Origin of the sequence: Haloprofundus salinisoli (genome assembly GCF_020097815.1) — an archaeon.
Classification (GTDB): domain Archaea; phylum Halobacteriota; class Halobacteria; order Halobacteriales; family Haloferacaceae; genus Haloprofundus; species Haloprofundus salinisoli.
This window is the reverse complement of the sequence record NZ_CP083663.1, coordinates 1,466,074-1,482,146: the sequence shown is the minus strand read 5'-3', so window position 1 is coordinate 1,482,146 and position 16,073 is coordinate 1,466,074. Positions and strand designations below refer to the sequence as shown.

Sequence of the window (16,073 nt, the reverse complement as noted above, 5' to 3'; positions counted from 1 at the left end):
ACTTCTGAGCTTCAACCCTGACGGTACACTAAACGGCATTTCCGCTGCGACCCTGCGCTGTCGTAGAGGTCGCATTAACTATCGGATGAAGTCACCGGGAGATTCGGAGCAATCCAGCCTGATGAATATGCGCTTTCTATTCAGCACAGTCGCTGAAACCCATTCAAATGCTGTCACAAACGACGTGGTGAATACAGAGGGTGTGTCCGATAAAATCTGAATCCTCAGGGTCTACTAATCGTCTGTGAAAGACAAGAAGAGAGAAACGGCTACGAGGAACCCGAGAACGATGAGAGCTGGTCCCATAACATCCCCACGCGGGGGGATTGAGTAGTTGCTTACTGCGGTATAGTAGACCTGAACTATGAGCAGTAACGAGATGAACATGAGCCACCGACGTATTGCCACTAGTGACGCTTCGGTATCCATGGCCACTACTTCTACAGGTTCTATATAAATTTGATTTATCGAGAATATGGTTGACTAATTAATTTCGGACAAGCACCGAATAGGTAGGACATACGCGCGCTGTTGCAGCACGACCGAACGATACTCCCAACCCACCAGCATGAGCATGGCACCGGGTGTCCCATCACAACCAACCTGCGACTGAATGGGCGGATCGCCACCGGCGGGCGCTCACGACCCGGCACACCCATGAGGATGTCCTCACCGACCGTCAGTTCGAACTCTTGCTGGAAGCGTGTTCGACACTTCCAGCGCTACACAATTTTGAGGCGCGATTTATCTGTCTCATCGCAGGGCGACTCGGGCTTCGGGCTGGTGAAATCGCGCACTTTCAGACCGCGTGGGTGAACTGGAACCGCCGAACGATTCGTATCCCACAACACGAACCGTGCCGGTGCGGGTACTGCCGACGACAGGCCCGACAGGAAGCCACCCACAACGACGACCTCTCTGTCGAGGATGCTGTCGCGTCCCGCTGGCATCCAAAGACCGTGGCCTCGGCTCGACTCATCCCATTTGACCTCTCGCTTCGGCTGGAGCTGTGTGTTGAACGCTTTGCCAACCGCTACGATAGGTTTCCTCGGTCGCGGTCAACAATCAATAGACGAGTGCAGGCTGCCGCGAACGCGGCTGACCTCTCGGGTCGGATCTATCCACACTGTCTGCGAGCGACCGCCGCCAGCTATCACGCCTACAAGGGTGTTGCCCCGGTGCCGCTCCAAGCTCTGATGGGGTGGAGCGATCTGGCGACTGCACAGAAATACATCCGTATCTCCGGGACAGCGACCGCTGATGCGCTGCGTCGAGTCCACCACCGGTAGAAACTCCTCAAACGCCCCTCAGTAATAGCGTGCTGAATACAGAGGGTGTATTCAGCGCAACAGTAGCTTTGGCCGTAAAGACACTCTGACGGGGAGAGCAGGATGGTGTATGTTTCTGGTATTGTAGCACTCGCGACAGTCCTCACTGCTCCATTTGCACGTACAACTGCCAGCAGGAGCATCTCACGGACAATCAATTGAGAAATTCGCATAGTAGTCACCCTCAATAGAAATGTAATACTTTGGAGACCAGCAATTTGGGACAGGAAACGTATTTGCTGCCATCGCACTCTCTGTGCCGTCGATGACTAACTCTACAGTATATTGTTTCCACCCCAAGATATCTGACTCAGTGGCCGCTTCACCGGACGGGAGTTCATATGTTTGATCAAAGACGACTTCATCACTAGGATTTTTTACTGCCATCCGAATTTCACGGTTCTCCCCAGTTCGATTTATGAGAAGAATATCTCCTCTACTTCTGAAGGAGTTCATACAACCGCTTAGACCCAAGAGAAGCGAGCTGAGAAATGGGAGGAGCGAACGGCGAGAAAGATATTGCTTTTCCATAGTCATTGTCTGAATGCTAATCTTTGTGAAGAAAAGCATTCGGGTAGCTACTGTGGTGTCATGGAGTAACGAATTGGAGGTCACCATCTCTGTGCCAAGTCAGTCGCTATTCACTCAGGAGGATGTTATTCAGATTGAGAAATAGCGGTAGTCATGTCAAGAATTGCCTAGCAATAGTTCTCTCATCACATCGTCTTTCGGTGGGAAGACATAGTACTGGCTAAGACAGAGAAAGTATTCGTGAAAACCCAGCATCTGACCGGAAAACGCTTGAACTGTCCGACGCTAGCCGATACGCGCTCTCTATTCAGCAGCATCTCTGTGAACTACCAAGGATGTGTCAGAAACAGCGTACGAGATACAGAGGTTGTATGCAGTGGGAACCACGGTCGTCCCCGCGGCAAGGAATCAAGCCACGAACCAGCCTATTGTGTGTATGGCTCAATATTCATGACTGGCGTAGATCGTCAACCCGAAGCCGAAACGGAGTATGATTCCCATCTCCAACGCAGTGAGACCGTTTGGAACCGCTGGAGCAATTGGTATCGAATGAGCGAACAAGATTTCGAACCGCTCCGTAAAGAACTAATCACACAACTCAATCTTGAAGATGGTGATAGGGTACTGGAAATCGGCTGTGGACCAGGGGGTGAATTTCGGTACAATTCGGGAGGCAATCGGTGAGCGAGGTTCCCTGATTGCAATCGACTATAGCCCCGAGATGATCGAAAAAGCCGAAGAGCGTGTCGAGAATCATGGGTGGGAAAATATCAAGGTCTTCCGCGCCGACGCAACTACGGCTGACCTTGACGGCCCGTATGATGCAGCAATCACAACGCTCGCGTTGAGTGTAATGCCTGACGTTGAACGGGCCGTCCGGAACGTTCACTCTGCACTTAAACCGGGTGCCTCACTTGGAGTTCTTGAGATACAGGAATTTCAGACCGGACCACTGCGTGTCTTCAATCCGCTACTGAAGAGGTTCTTACGTTGGTACGCAAATTGGAATCCGAATGAAAACGTTCGTCTGGTTATCGATGATGTCTTCGAAGAAGTTGAACCCCTCGACACATTCATGCTAGGCACAGTACATACGATGATAGCATCACGGACGACTCCATAATCCGTTCTCTTTCCGAGAAGCTTTGCTGGATCTGCGCGCAGAATTCAGCACAGTCTCAACAGAGTATCACCGACCAGCGATTTCAACTGGCTCGGTATCGATTGAAGTAGTAGACGAGGACGGTTCTGCGGGGAGTCCGTCGCTTACGCTAACAGCTACGCAGCAGCCTCGAAATGTTCGGATATGGGGGCTCGGTTCTCGGCCCGAGGCCGAGAACGGGCGTCACGTTAAACGCTCGTCGTACGGCGTTTGTTAGATGACGCGGTTCTGCAGGTAGTCGAGGTGCTTCGCGTTGTAGACGATGCGGACCTCGTCTGCAGTGGGCGAACCGATACAGGTGAGACGGACGTTCTTGTCGTCGACTTCCTCGTCGGAGAGGATCTGCTGCATGTCCATCTCGATTTCGCCCTCGTACAGGATAGCGGCGCAGTTTGCACACGCGCCTGCACGGCAGGAGAAGGGCCAGTCGTAGCCCTGTGCCTCGGCAGCTTCGAGGATGTACTCGCCCTCGTTGACGTCGAGCGACCCGTAGTCTTCGTCGTCGAGGCCCGCGTCGGCCGCGTTGTCGAAGAGGTCCTCGTCGTCCATTTCCCAGCCCTGGTCGTCCAGTACTTCGTAGTTAAGGTATTCTACCGTGGGCATCACCCGGTGGTTCGATACCCATACCATTAGACTTTGCTGTTCAGCCCGAAGTTGCGTGGCGGTTCGGGCCACAGAACTCGGAACCCCGGCGGCGAACGGCGGTTACAGTGGGACGAACGTGAAGAGGAGAAACGACGCGACCGCAGACAGCGACGGCGTGAGAATCCAGAAGAAGATCACTCGCCCGGTCGTTCCCGGATTGAACAGGTCGTTGGCGGTGAGTTCGTCGCTCTCGTCGCCGACGCGAGGAACCGTCTCCTGTCGCTCGGCCGCCAGCGCGTTCACCGAGACGTTCGGCCCCTCGCCGCGAACCGCCTGCCCGAGCGTCACCGTCCGGGTCGCCCGTCCCCACCCGAGACCGACGATACTCATCGTCGCGCTCACGGCGAGACTCGCCGGGATGCCCAACGCCGACAGCACGGCGATGAGCGTGGCGCTGACGACTTCGACGATGAGCGCCGCCAGGATGGGGAGGTCGGTGAGGTCGTTGCCGACGGTGTCGAGCGTCCGCCGCGCGATGGTGAACGCGCCGAGCGCGATCGCGCCGCCGGCCAACAACACCCCCTGGTCGATGGGGACCGCGCCGTTGCCGACCAGCGGGGCGACGGCGTTTGCGGCGTTCGACGCCCCCGCCGAGAACGCCATGTAGCAGGCGATGGCGACGACGAGCACCGTCCCCCCGAGTTCACGCATCGTCGTCCCCGGGCCGAGGCGCGGCAGCGGGGTGTACTCTATCAGCGGGCCGTCGCTGCTGTCGATGACGAACCGAGCGTCGAGATACGGGTAGATGTAGCGCCCGATGACGGCACAGACCCAGAAGGCCAGAATCGGCGCGACGACCCACCACGAAATGATTTCGAGCATCTTCGGCTGGTTCAGCGTGTCGGTCGCCAGACCCAGTCCGGCGATAGCGCCGACGGCCGTCATCGACGTGGAGGCGGGAACGCCGAACGTGTTCGAGACGAGCAGCGCCAGACCGACGAACAACAGAACGGCGACGCTGGCGACGAGGGTGAACTGGCTCTGCGGGACGATTTCGCCGCCCATCGTCTGGACGACTTCTCGGCCGACGGTCCACCCGCCGAGCAACGCGAACACCGCCATCAGCGCGGCGGCGACGAGTTTGTTCACGACGCCGCTGCCGACGGCGGGACCGAACGCGACGCCGGTGGAGGAGCCACCGATGTTGAATCCGACGAAGACCGCGACCAGAACTCCGACGACGAGAAGCGCTTCTACCACGGTGGTGGGTGTACTCCCGTTCGACTGTTAAGCCGTCCGCATTCGGACGAGAGACGTGAGAGACGGATTACACGAACGGCGCGAACCGGAAGACCGCGTAGGCCGCGGCGGTCGCAAGCGCCGGAACAAGGTTCTGCAGCAGTACGATTCGCGCCGTCGTCGCCGGCCGGTACAGCTCGGCCGTCGCCGCCGTCTCCGTCGGCGCGAGCGGCGGTTCCTCGGCCAACTCGCCGGAGGTCCCGAACCCGGTCGCGGCCGCCGACTGCGCGGCCCTCTCCGTCGAGGCAGTCGCCGCGGGTGCGCCGACGCCGTCGGCGGGCGCGCCCGGAAGCGTCGTCCCCTCCGCGCGGGTCGCCCGCCCCCACCCGAGGCCGACGATGCTCATCGTGGCGATGACGACGAAACTCGCCGGGATGCCCAACGCCGACAGCACGGTGACGAGACTCGCGCTGACTGTGGCGACGACGAGCGCCGCCGCCAACGGGAGGTCGGTGAGGTCGTTGCCGACGGTGTCGAGCGTCCGCCGCGCGATGGTGAGCGCACCCAGACCGATGGAACCGGCCGCCAAGAGGATGCCCTGATCCATCGTCAGCGATCCGTTGCCGACCAGCGGGGCGACGGCGTTGGCGACGTTCGACGCCCCCGCCGAGAACGCCATGTAGCAGGCGATGGCGACGACGAGCACCGTCCCCCCGAGTTCGCGCACCGTCGTGTTCGGTCCTAACTTCGGTCGTGGGGTGAACTCCAACAGCGGCCCCTCGGACTGTCTGACCGCGATACGGGCCGCGATCTCGGCGTAGCCGTACCGGCCGACGACGGCACTCACCCAGAAGCCGACGATGGGCGCGACGAACCACCACGAGACGATTTCGAGGACGACGCCCGTGTTCAACCGGTCGGACGCGAGACCGAACCCCGCGATGGCCCCGACGGCCGTCATCGACGTGGAGGCGGGGACGCCGAACACGTTCGAGACGAACAGCGCGAGCCCGACGAAGAACAGCATGGCGATGCTCACCGACAGGGTGAACGGGTCGCCGGTGACGATGTCGCTGCCGAGCGTATCGACGACGCGTCGGCCGACGGTCCAGCCGCCGAGCAGTGCGAACACCGCCATCAGGCCGCCGGCGGCGAGTTTCGACACCGCACCGCTGCCGACGGCGGGACCGAACGCGACGCCGGTGTTGGAGCCGCCGATGTTGAACCCGACGAAGACGGCGACGAGAACCCCGACGCCGAGGAGGAGGGTCGACACGCTGCGAAGCTTCGCGTGAAACCCACATAAGCGTCCGGTTCCGGCGTGGTTGCCGCGTTCGGGCGCGGACGGGTGTGCGATAGATGCGCGGCTCGTTCGGCCGAGTATCGACGACCGAGGCGTTTTACTCGCCGTGGTGCGGAGCCTCGGCCATGACACAGTTCCCCGAGTTCGAGGTCGTTCCGGCCGTCGACGTGCAGGACGGCGAAGTCGTCCAACTGGTTCAGGGCGAACGCGGCACCGAGAAGCGCTACGGCGACCCCGTCGAAGCGGCCCGGCGGTGGGTCGACGAGGGCGCGGAGACGCTCCACCTCGTCGACTTGGACGGCGCGTTCGAGGGCCAGCGCGAGAACGCCGCGGCCATCGAGGCCATCGTGGAGGCGACGGACGTCGACGTGCAGGTCGGCGGCGGCATCAGAACCGCGGCGGACGCGGTTGCGCTGCTCGACGGCGGCGTCGACCGGGTCATCCTCGGCACGGCGGCCGTCGAGAACCCCGACATCGTCGGCGAGATAAGCGACGAGTATCCCGACTCGGTGATGGTGAGCCTCGACGCGAAAGACGGCGAAGTCGTCGTCTCCGGGTGGACCGAGGGGACGGGTCTCGACCCGGTGGAGGCGGCAGGTCGGTACGAAGCGCTCGGTGCCGGAGCCATCCTGTTCACCGACGTCGACGTCGAGGGACAGTTAGGGGGCGTGCAGGCGAATCGCGTACGGCGTCTCGCCGACGCGGTCGACGTTCCGGTCGTCGCCAGCGGCGGCGTCGCGACGGTCGACGACGTGCGAGCGCTCCGAGAGGCGGGCGCGGCGGCCGTCGTCGTGGGGACGGCGCTGTACGAAGGACAGTTCACACTCCGGGAGGCGATGTCGGCGTAGCGTGAACCCTCAGTGGCGGAACCGGCAGCCGAGACCGCGTTCGAGCGTGTCGACGGTGCCGATGGCCGCGAGCAGGACGAGTACGACACCGAGTACGACGCCGGTGAACGTCATCGAGGACACGAACAGCACTCCCGCGACGAGTGTGAGTGCTATGGTCAGTTCTCGCTTCATCGATGCTCGGTGAGAGAAACTTCAGATATATCAAAAGGCAGCAGACGGCTGTCTGCCTCGCGTCAGACGAGTGTAAACGCAGTGTCCAATTGGGTGGATCGGAACTGCGTGAGCGCGTCGTGGGTGTGTGAGAGCGCAACGGTGATACGCGCGGCGTTCGAGGTGCGAGCATGAGCGACCGCACGGCCGCCGTGTTCCGCGAGACGGCGGAGACCACCATCGACCTCACGCTCGACGTCGACGGCACCGGCGAGGCTGACGTCGACACCGGCATCGGCTTCTTCGACCACATGCTGACCGCGTTCGCCAAACACGGCCTGTTCGACCTCGACGTGGAGTGCGACGGCGACCTGCACGTCGACGACCACCACACCGTCGAGGACGTCGCCATCGTGCTCGGCGAGGCGTTCGAGGAGGCCCTCGGCGACAAGCGCGGCATCGTCCGCTACGCCGACCGCAAGGTGCCGCTGGACGAGGCCGTCGTCGGCGTCGTCGTCGACGTGAGCGGTCGCCCGCACTTCGACTTCGAAGGCGCGTTCTCGCAGGACCGAATCGGCGACTTCACGAGCGACATGGCGCGGCATTTCGCGTACTCGCTGGCGATGAACGCCGGGCTCACCCTCCACGTCGACGTCGAACGCGGCGTCAACGCCCACCACGAGGTCGAAGCGCTGTTCAAGGCGCTCACGCGGGCGCTGGACGACGCGACCCGCATCGACGAGCGCCGCGCCGACGACACGCCGAGCACGAAAGGCGAGTTGTAAGCCGCAGAAACCCACGTTTTTCTCACTCGACGCGCCGAAACAGGTCGGGGTAGTCTCGGACGACGCCCTCCGAATCGACCGCAATCTCGGCGGAAAAACCGCTCGTCAGGCTCTCGTAGCGGAAGCGCCCGCCGTCGGCGTCGACGGGGTCCAGACAGGTGTACTGCTGCGCTACGTTCGACACCTCCAGCGACGGAACCGAGACGTACACCATCGGGAGCGTCGCCGACTCGCCGGCGGCGAGGTCCAGACGACGGATCGGGAGCGCGTTCGTGAAGGGCGTCGCCGAGATGTCCACGTCCAGGCAGCCGTCGAGTTCGGGAATCGACGCGCCGTCGCCGTCGGTCCAGCGTCGCTCTCCGTCAGCGACGAGTCGGAGACCTGCGTCGCCGTCGAAGGAGTCGACCGACACCGAGCGGACGCGTCCGTCGGCGTTGCAGTCGAGCGCGTAGCGAATCCGAAAGCGGTCGTCGCCGCGCGAGCCGAGAACGACCGACTCGGCCGACAGCGGCTCGGTATCGTATCGAAGGTGTTCGAGACCGACGCCGTCGTCGGGTTCCCACAACACGTCGTTCATACGCGACCCGCGCGGACGAACACGAAAGCGCGTTCGGTCCGTCGTGACGGGGTTCGTGGCTCAGTCGCGGTGCAACTGTCCGTTTCGCTCGGCGAGCACGCCGCGGTCGACGGCGTAGTCGAGAATGTCGCGGACCTGCGAGTCGTCGAGGTCGTACGCGCCCGAGGCGAGCGACTCGATTTCCGCGCGGTCGACGGGGAACTGCCGGTTCGAGAGCAGGCGCATCACGGTTCTGAACTCGGCGGGTTCCTCGTCGCGTGCGGCCGTGTCAGCGCCGTCGGGTTCGTCGCCGTCGTCGCTCTCGTCACTGTCGGGAGCGGACGTGTCGGCGGCGTCGCCGGTGCCGTCGTCCGTCTCGTCGGTGACCGGCGTCCCGATGGTGACGCCCTCGGCGTCGGGCGCGAGCGGGTCGTCGAAGTCGGTCGTGTCGATGGCGTCGCCCGGCGGCGGTGCGGTGGGCGTCGGTTCCGGGTCCGACTCCGGCCCCGTCTCGCTGGGCGGAGCGTCGGCAGTGTCGATGGCGTCGGCGGCGTCCGCGTCGTCACCGAGCTTCGGCGATGGAGGCGACGTGTCGGGTGCCGAGGGGTTGTCAGCTGCCGAGGGGTCGTCCGGCGCCTCACCGCCGCCGAGCACGTCGACGACGGGTTCGAGGACGGTGCCGAGTTTCCGCCGGCAGGTCGTACAGAGCACGACCGTCCGCTGCTGGTTGTCGGTCGGGGCGAACCGCGGCGGGACGACGGCGAGTTCGGTGAGTCCGTCGCCGATCTCTCCGCAGAAGTAACACGAGTCGAGGTCGGCCATACGCCAGACGTGCGGGCCGGCGGCTAAAAACCCACGGCGAGGCAGGCGGAGACGGCCACAACTAAGACCGCGAGGCGCGCAGCCACTCGCAAGCGAATGTTCGACGAAATCATGGAGAAGTTCGAGGGAAGTCCGAGCCAACAGGCGGTCATCCGCCTGCTCCTCGAACGCGGCTTTTCGGTCAACGACGAGGGACGCGTCGTCTCCGGCGGCATCGAGATTCCGAACACCCAGATCGCCCGCGAGATCGGCGTCGACCGCCGCGTCATCGACTCGACCACCGAGGCGATTCTCGAAGACGACGACCTGCGGCCCATCTTCCAGAATATCAGCGCCATCCCGAGTCTGTTGAGCCTCGCGCCGGTGCTCGACTTGGCGGCGCTCACCGTCGAAGTCGGCGACGCCGACGAACCCGGTATCGTCTCGACGATTACGACGCTGTTGGCCGACGAGGGGATCAGCATCCGCCAGACCATCAGCGAGGACCCAGAGTTCACCGACGAGCCGAAGCTCTACATCGTCACCGACGAACCGATTCCAGGGGATCTGCTCAACGAGATTTCGGCGCTCCCGTTCGTCCGGCGAATCAGTCTGGCCTGAGTGGTTCGGGCCTCGAAGAGCGACCGTCGATGAACAGCGTCATCTACCCCGACGCCTCAAGAGGCGATATGGAAGAGCCGACGACGACGCGGACGGGCGAGTCGACGACGGAGAGTGCGGGACTCTTCGTCGCGCGTCTCGTCGCCGGACAGGCGGCGTTCGTCGCCGCGACGGTTCACCTCTGGTGGGGGTTCCCGCGCCTCCTCGTCTACCTACAAGCGGGGTCGTTGGCCGACCCGCGGCCGTACCTGTTCGTCCCCTCGGGACTGCTACTGCTCGGCGTCGTGGGCGCGATGCTGCTCGGTCGCCGCGACCGAGCGCTGTACGCCGTCGCCGCGGCGGTGCTCGCGGCGTACGTCCTCGGCTACGCCTGGTGGCATCTCGGCGACCACGGCGGGCTCGTCCCCGGCGGCCACGCGCGGGGCCCGCTGGCGACGATCCTCGAACACCTCCTCGAAGAACCGCGCGACTTCGTGTCGATGTTCGCCGAACTCGTCGGCCTCGGCGCGTTCGCGGCGCTGCTCGGACTCGACCGCTGAGTCGAACCGGTGAAACGACAGAGACAACCCTTTCTCCCCGCGCCCCGCGCACACGACCATGACCGATGCCTATCGAACCGTCGCCGGGCGGGCGAGCGCGCAGTTCGAGGTCCGCGGGTCGGAGTTCATCGGCTACGTCGCCCCCGCCGACGGCGTCGACGCCGCGGAGGCGTTCATCGCCGAAATCGAGGAGAAGCATCCCGACGCCACCCACAACGTCCCCGCCTACCGCGTCCCCGCGGGGCCCGTCTCGGCGTCGAACCCGGGCGAGGTGATGCTTCGGGAGTACCAGAGCGACGACGGCGAACCGACCGGGTCGTCCGGGAAACCGGCGCTGAACGTGCTCGTTCAGCAGGATATCAGGAACGCCGTCGCCGTCGTGACGCGCTACTACGGCGGGACGAACCTCGGCGTCGGCGGCCTCGCGCGGTCGTACTCCCGCGCCGTCAAGGAGGTCGTCGAGGCGGCAGGCGTCGTCGAGGAACTGCCCCACGAGACGCTTTTCGCGGAAGTCGAGTACGACGACTCGGGGACGGTCCGCGGCATCTTAGAGAGCGCGGGCGTCGAGTTCGACGCCGACTACGCGGAGTCGGTCCGCTTCGAGGTCCGGGTGCCCGTCGACGACGCCGACGCGCTTCGGGAGCGACTGCGGAACGCGACGAGCGGTCGGGTCGGACTCGAGTAGTCGGACGCGTTCGAGGGGCGAACTTCCGGCAACGACACACTGACAGCGGCGGCTTTCCTCGCATCGACCATGAGTGAACGAGACGACGCGTACGAGGCTATCGTCGTCGGCGGCGGTATCGTCGGCGCGTCGACCGCCTACCATCTCGCCCGCGAGGGCGTCGAAACGCTGCTCGTCGACCGCCGCGACGAGGGTAGAGCGACCGACGCGGGCGCGGGCATCCTCTCGGCGGCGACGAGCAGTCGCGGCAGCGACAGCACGTGGTTCGACTTTGCGACGATCGCCGTCGACTACTACGAGGACCTGGTTGCGGCGCTGGAAGCGGAGCAGGACGGCCCGCACGGCTACGCGAAACGGGGCCTGCTGAACGTCGCGTTCGGCGACGACGAAATCGAACAGTACGACGACGTGCTCGAACGTATCCGCGAGCGACAAGCCGCTGGCGAGCCCCCCGCCGAGGGGACGATTCACGAACTCACCCCCGAGGAAGCGCGGGAGCGTTTCCCGCCGCTCGGTGAGACGAAGCGGGCGTTCTACTACGACGATGCCGTCCGCGTCGACGGGCAGACGTTCGAGGGGGCGCTCCGCCGGGCGGGCGAGGCGCACGGCCTCGACACGCGAGAGGCGAGCGTCGACTCGCTCGTCCTCGACGGCGGCGAAGTTCGCGGCGTCGTCGTCGACGCGGCGGGTGAAGCGAGCGAGGAGGACGACGCGGGCGAGAGAGGAGAGATAGTCGCCGACGCCGTCGTCGTCGCGGGCGGCGCGTGGTCGAACAGTTTCGGCGAGCAGTTGGGCGTCGAGATTCCGGTCGCCCCCCAGCGCGGCCAGATCGTCCATCTGGACCTCGACACCGACACCGAGGGATGGCCCATCGTCAGCCCGTATCGCCACAAGTACATGGTGTCGTGGGACGACGGCCGCGTCGCCGTCGGCGCGACCCGCGAGACCGGTGCCGGGTTCGAACCGAAGACGACCGTCGACGGGTTGCACGACGTGTTCGGGGAGATTCTCCGGGTCGCACCGGGACTCGCCGACGCGTCGCTCCGGGAGGTTCGCGTCGGACTGCGACCGCTCGCCGAGGACGGACTGCCGGTGCTGGGTGCGGTCCCCGACGTCGACGGCGCGTTTCTGGCGACGGGCCACGGCCCGACCGGCCTCCAGCTGGGCCCGTACAGCGGGAGGCTCGTCGCCGACGCGGTTCGCGGCGAGGACGTGAGCGAGGAGCTCGAACCGTTCGGCGTCGAGCGGTTCCGAGCCGTCTGAAGAAGTAGTTACTCGTCTGAAATTTTATTGCGACTCCCCGAGTAGCGGCGCGTATGCTCCTCCAGACCGGTCTCGGCGAGCCCTCGTTCGCCGAATCCGCACCGAGACTCGCGCTCGTCGACCTCCTCTCGCTCGTCGCGTTCGCGGCGACGTATCTCGTCGTTCGCACGCTGTTCGTGGCGTTCGTCGAGTGGACGACGGGCGGCGCCCGGACTCGCCTCGGACGGGTCGGGGCGACAGCCGCGAAGGGGTACGCGCTTCTCATCGCGCTATCGACGGGACTCGGCGTCGCCGGGTTCGGGAGCTTCCAACTCCTGTTCTCGCTGCTCGGTGTCGGCGCAGTCGGCGTCTTCGCGGGCGTCGTCTACCGGGTCGAACGCTCGCTCACGGGGCGGCAGCGGTCGTAACGAGAGAAAAAATCAGAGAACGCGACGTCCTCTCGTCAGTCGGTCGTCGGCGACGCCGACGACGGTTCGGCGCGTTCGCCCTCCATCTGGCGGCGATTCCGTAGCGCCAGCGCGCCGAACAGCACACCGCCGACCGCACGGAGCAGCAGGTCGAGCGTCAGTATCTCGACGCCGATGCTCATACCCGCCCCAGACAGCAGCGTGAACAGCGGGTCGAGCAGCATCTGCGGTGCCATGAGCAGAATCGACGAGACGGCGAACAACGCGCGCTCGGCGCCCCCTACCGGCGAGTAGAAGTAGCCGATGATGGTCGGCCCGAGCGCGAGCACGCCGAGGAACAAGCCGACGATGGGAACGGCCACCTCCGGGACGAAGTAGCCGAGGTCGGCCACGTCGGCGAAGGTGAGGATGTGGTACTGCTCGGTGCTCTCGCCGCGGATGAGCAGGATGCCGGGCGAGAAGACGAACGCGAACGGCACGATGGCCTTGTTCAGCGAGAGCGAGAACGCCTCGATACCCGTCTTGAACGGGTCGGATTTGGCGACGCCGGAGGCGGCGTACGCAGCGACGGCGACCGGCGGCGTGATGTCGGCGATGACGCCGAAGTAGAGGATAAACAGGTGCGCCGCCAGAAGCGGAATGCTCGCCAGTTCCGCAATCGCACCGCCGAGCAGCGCGACGAGGATGATGTACGTCACCGTCGTCGGCATCCCCATCCCGAGGATGATAGAGGAGATGGCGGTGATAACCAACAGCAGGATGAGCGACCCGCCGGAGACGGCCTCGATGAGCGCGACGAGGTTCGGACCGAGCCCGGAGACGCTGATGACGCCGGGGATGACGCCCGCGGCGGCGACGGCGACGACGACCACCGTCGCGGTGCGCGCGCCCGCCTCCATCGATTTGAGGACGAACGTGCCGAAGCGGTAGGCGTTGTTGTCGGCGAGCGAACGCCGGCCGAACGTGGTGGCGGTCTTCTCGGCCGCCTCGTCGACGGCGGGGTCGTACTCCAGAAGCGGCGCTCGGAGGTGCGGCCGCGCGAGGAGGAACGCCGCGCTCACGAGCACGATGATAGTACCGAGCTGTCCGGCGGCGGCGTCGAGCGCGGCGCGGGGAGCCATCCCGCCGGTTCCCGCGCCGGCCAGCGCGCCGCCGATGCCCGCGCCCGTCAGCAGATTCGCGACCGTTTCGAGCGTGAACAGCGCGGCGATGGTCCCGATCAGCGGCAGGCGCGTCCGCTCGTTGTAGGTGGCGACGAGCGCGATGAGCGCGATGATGGCGACGATGGTGTACCACGCCGAGCGCGACACCGAGTAGCGGATGCCGATGAGGTAGACCAGAAGCAGCGCGATGGGCGCGAGATAGAACCAGCCGCTACGCAGGTGCTTACCGACGGCGACGAGCTCCGAGGGGTCGACGCCGCCGATGCCCGCCCGCGATGCTTCGAGGTGCACCATCACCCAGACGCCGAAGAAGAAGACGATGGCGGGAATCGTCGCGGCGATGATAACCTCGTCGTAGGAGACGCCGACGAACTCGACGATGAGGAACGCGGCTGCACCCATCACCGGCGGGAGAATCTGCCCGCCCGAGGAGGCGGAGGCTTCGACGCCGCCGGCGAACTCGGGGCGGTAGCCGGAGCGCTTCATCAGCGGGATGGTGAACGCGCCCGTGGTGACCGTGTTGGCGATTGACGAGCCGCTGATGGTGCCCATGAAGCCGCTGGAGAGGATGCTCGCCTTCGCGGGGCCGCCCTTGCGCGACCCGGTCATCGAGTACGCGAGGTCGATGAACCACTGTCCCGCACCGCTCATCTCCAGAAACGCCCCGAAGAGGATGAAGATGTAGATGTAGCGGACGCTCACCTCGACGGGGACGCCGAAGACGCCGTTTGCGGTGTTGTACCAGAGGTTCTGGATGACCGAATCCCACGACGCCGACGGCGTCGAGAGGATGCCGAGGTACGGGATATCCTGGGGGATGTTCCCCGCGTACCGCGCGTAGAGGATGAACGCCGAGACGATGGCCGTGAGAAGCGCCCCGAGCGTCCGGCGGGTCGCCTCCAGCACGAGCAACACGCCGATCGCACCGAGGACGTACGCGTACGACGCATCGTCGAGCGGAATCCCGAGCGCCGAGACGATGTCGACGAGCGGCGCGAGGAACGGGTAAATCTCCGCGGTCGTTCGACCCGACCCGACCCCGAGTGCACGCATCGTCTGGACCTCGTCGTAGTCGGTGATCATGTACGCCGCCGTCAGCGCCGAGAGGAAGACGAGTACGAGGTCGACGGGCGTCACCCGCCGACGGGACGGGTCGGCGATGGCCCAGCGGACGCCCGAGCGGACGCTCGTCGCCGCTCGCGTCGCCGGATGGTCGGGCCCGTAGGCGCGTTCGAGCCCGGGGACGACCCGCGAGAGTCGCCGCGAGAAGAGGCCGTCGGGCGACGTCGCCGGGTAGAGCATGAACGCGAGGATGAGTGCGAACACGACGTGAATCGCGCGAATCTGTAGCTGTTGGAGCGCCGCGAGGCGGACGGTCCCGACGACGGGCAGCGTCACCTCGAAGATGAATCCGTGGGCGGCGAGCCACATCTGAAACGCCGAGAAACAGATGCCGATGAACGCGACGGCGACGGCGGCGACGCCGCGGAGGTTCCGTTTTCGCTCCAGTTCGTCGATGAGTTCTTGCTTCTCCTCCTCGGAGAGTTCCGCTTCTTCCGGTGGGGTATCGTCGACAGTCATGGCATCATCCGTTGGAGTATACTTCGGTGTTCGACGTGAATCCGTACGGTTTCGCCGCCCGAACGCGCGACGAGGTCGTACGTCCTCTCGCCGACGTGGAGTCTGTGACCGGCGACGTCACCGGGAGAGACGTACAGTTCCGACAGCCGCACGTCGTCGGGGCGATAGACGAAACTGCCGTTCTCGCGGGTGACGTTCGCCTGCGCCGGGAATCCCCACCCGTAGGAGGCGAACTCCATGCGCGTCATCACGAGTTCGTCGCCGCGGACGGCGTACACGTCGCGGACGGCGCTGCCCTCGACGCTGTGGTTGTACGCGAGCGTCACCGGGGTCTCGTTTTCGACCGGCGTCGTGAACAGACGCTCGCCGGAGTCTGCGTCTTCGACGACGAGAACGTGTTCGGGTTGGGTCGCCACCGCGCCGCCGGCGAGGACGAGCGCGAGCGCGACCACAGACGCGAGTGCGAATCCGACCGAGCGACGGCCGAAGCGGCCGCTCATGGGCGGCGCGAAGAACTGATAGT

At 64.7% G+C, this 16,073-nt stretch carries 19 protein-coding genes; 9 read left to right on the top strand and 10 right to left on the bottom strand.

The annotated features are described in order from the left end of the window. Positions 1–234: 234 nt before the first annotated feature. Positions 235–429 carry a hypothetical protein gene (locus tag LAQ73_RS07885; RefSeq protein ID WP_224270677.1) on the bottom strand — a complete coding sequence of 65 codons (195 nt, stop codon included), beginning with the start codon at positions 427–429 and terminating at the stop codon, positions 235–237. Positions 430–584: 155 nt separating this feature from the next. Here LAQ73_RS07885 and LAQ73_RS17735 point away from each other — a divergent pair, with 155 nt between their 5' ends. Continuing rightward, on the top strand, positions 585–1,289 hold the full coding sequence (locus tag LAQ73_RS17735) for a tyrosine-type recombinase/integrase (RefSeq protein WP_224270676.1): 705 nt from the start codon (positions 585–587) through the stop codon (positions 1,287–1,289). 183 nt (positions 1,290–1,472) lie between these two features. On the opposite strand, the gene LAQ73_RS07875 is transcribed toward LAQ73_RS17735, so the two are convergent. Further along, positions 1,473–1,865, bottom strand: a complete 393-nt coding sequence (locus tag LAQ73_RS07875; protein WP_224270675.1) for a hypothetical protein — start codon at positions 1,863–1,865, stop codon at positions 1,473–1,475. Positions 1,866–2,472: 607 nt separating this feature from the next. Here LAQ73_RS07875 and LAQ73_RS07870 point away from each other — a divergent pair. Further along, a complete protein-coding gene (locus tag LAQ73_RS07870; RefSeq protein WP_224270674.1) occupies positions 2,473–2,982 on the top strand; it encodes a class I SAM-dependent methyltransferase in 510 nt (169 codons plus the stop codon). Positions 2,983–3,234: 252 nt separating this feature from the next. Here LAQ73_RS07870 and fer read toward each other — a convergent pair whose 3' ends face one another. From fer to LAQ73_RS07855, 3 genes are all read right to left on the bottom strand, one after another. Further along, entirely contained in the window at positions 3,235–3,624 is a 390-nt protein-coding gene (gene fer, locus LAQ73_RS07865) for a ferredoxin Fer (protein WP_224270673.1), read from the bottom strand. 102 nt (positions 3,625–3,726) lie between these two features. Continuing rightward, entirely contained in the window at positions 3,727–4,866 is a 1,140-nt protein-coding gene (locus LAQ73_RS07860) for an inorganic phosphate transporter (protein WP_224270672.1), read from the bottom strand. Between the two features lie 67 nt (positions 4,867–4,933). After that, complete coding sequence (locus tag LAQ73_RS07855) at positions 4,934–6,121, bottom strand: inorganic phosphate transporter (RefSeq protein ID WP_224270671.1); 1,188 nt, start codon at positions 6,119–6,121, stop codon at positions 4,934–4,936. Positions 6,122–6,273: 152 nt separating this feature from the next. Between LAQ73_RS07855 and hisA the strand changes: the two genes are divergently transcribed. Then, entirely contained in the window at positions 6,274–6,996 is a 723-nt protein-coding gene (gene hisA, locus LAQ73_RS07850) for a 1-(5-phosphoribosyl)-5-[(5-phosphoribosylamino)methylideneamino]imidazole-4-carboxamide isomerase (RefSeq protein WP_224270670.1), read from the top strand. A 9-nt stretch (positions 6,997–7,005) separates the two neighbouring features. On the opposite strand, the gene LAQ73_RS07845 is transcribed toward hisA, so the two are convergent. Beyond that, complete coding sequence (locus LAQ73_RS07845; protein ID WP_224270669.1) at positions 7,006–7,170, bottom strand: hypothetical protein; 165 nt, start codon at positions 7,168–7,170, stop codon at positions 7,006–7,008. Between the two features lie 170 nt (positions 7,171–7,340). Here LAQ73_RS07845 and hisB point away from each other — a divergent pair, with 170 nt between their 5' ends. After that, complete coding sequence (hisB, locus tag LAQ73_RS07840) at positions 7,341–7,934, top strand: imidazoleglycerol-phosphate dehydratase HisB (RefSeq protein WP_224270668.1); 594 nt, start codon at positions 7,341–7,343, stop codon at positions 7,932–7,934. Positions 7,935–7,956: 22 nt separating this feature from the next. Here the strand turns inward: hisB and LAQ73_RS07835 are convergent, their stop codons facing one another. Both LAQ73_RS07835 and LAQ73_RS07830 read right to left on the bottom strand, forming a co-directional pair. Next, positions 7,957–8,511, bottom strand: coding sequence for a putative glycolipid-binding domain-containing protein (locus tag LAQ73_RS07835; protein ID WP_224270667.1), 555 nt, complete (start codon positions 8,509–8,511; stop codon positions 7,957–7,959). Between the two features lie 60 nt (positions 8,512–8,571). Further along, positions 8,572–9,312, bottom strand: coding sequence for a hypothetical protein (locus LAQ73_RS07830; protein ID WP_224270666.1), 741 nt, complete (start codon positions 9,310–9,312; stop codon positions 8,572–8,574). Between the two features lie 96 nt (positions 9,313–9,408). Here LAQ73_RS07830 and trpY point away from each other — a divergent pair, with 96 nt between their 5' ends. From trpY to LAQ73_RS07805, 5 genes are all read left to right on the top strand, one after another. Beyond that, positions 9,409–9,912, top strand: a complete 504-nt coding sequence (gene trpY / locus LAQ73_RS07825) for a TrpY family transcription regulator (RefSeq protein WP_224270665.1) — start codon at positions 9,409–9,411, stop codon at positions 9,910–9,912. A 68-nt stretch (positions 9,913–9,980) separates the two neighbouring features. After that, positions 9,981–10,451, top strand: coding sequence for a hypothetical protein (locus LAQ73_RS07820; protein WP_224270664.1), 471 nt, complete (start codon positions 9,981–9,983; stop codon positions 10,449–10,451). A 58-nt stretch (positions 10,452–10,509) separates the two neighbouring features. Then, positions 10,510–11,136 (top strand): IMPACT family protein, encoded by a 627-nt coding sequence (locus tag LAQ73_RS07815; RefSeq protein ID WP_224270663.1) that lies wholly within the window; start codon positions 10,510–10,512, stop codon positions 11,134–11,136. A 69-nt stretch (positions 11,137–11,205) separates the two neighbouring features. Continuing rightward, positions 11,206–12,399, top strand: coding sequence for an NAD(P)/FAD-dependent oxidoreductase (locus tag LAQ73_RS07810; protein WP_224270662.1), 1,194 nt, complete (start codon positions 11,206–11,208; stop codon positions 12,397–12,399). Positions 12,400–12,452: 53 nt separating this feature from the next. Then, entirely contained in the window at positions 12,453–12,806 is a 354-nt protein-coding gene (locus LAQ73_RS07805; protein WP_224270661.1) for a hypothetical protein, read from the top strand. A gap of 35 nt (positions 12,807–12,841) precedes the next feature. Here the strand turns inward: LAQ73_RS07805 and LAQ73_RS07800 are convergent, their stop codons facing one another. Together LAQ73_RS07800 and LAQ73_RS07795 are read right to left on the bottom strand one after the other, a co-directional pair. Continuing rightward, positions 12,842–15,550 carry a TRAP transporter permease gene (locus LAQ73_RS07800; RefSeq protein WP_224270660.1) on the bottom strand — a complete coding sequence of 903 codons (2,709 nt, stop codon included), beginning with the start codon at positions 15,548–15,550 and terminating at the stop codon, positions 12,842–12,844. Then, positions 15,547–16,050: a DUF1850 domain-containing protein gene (locus LAQ73_RS07795; RefSeq protein ID WP_224270659.1), complete on the bottom strand. Its 504-nt coding sequence runs from the start codon at positions 16,048–16,050 to the stop codon at positions 15,547–15,549. The genes LAQ73_RS07800 and LAQ73_RS07795 overlap by 4 nt, the downstream gene beginning before the upstream one ends. Between the last annotated feature and the right edge of the window lie 23 nt (positions 16,051–16,073).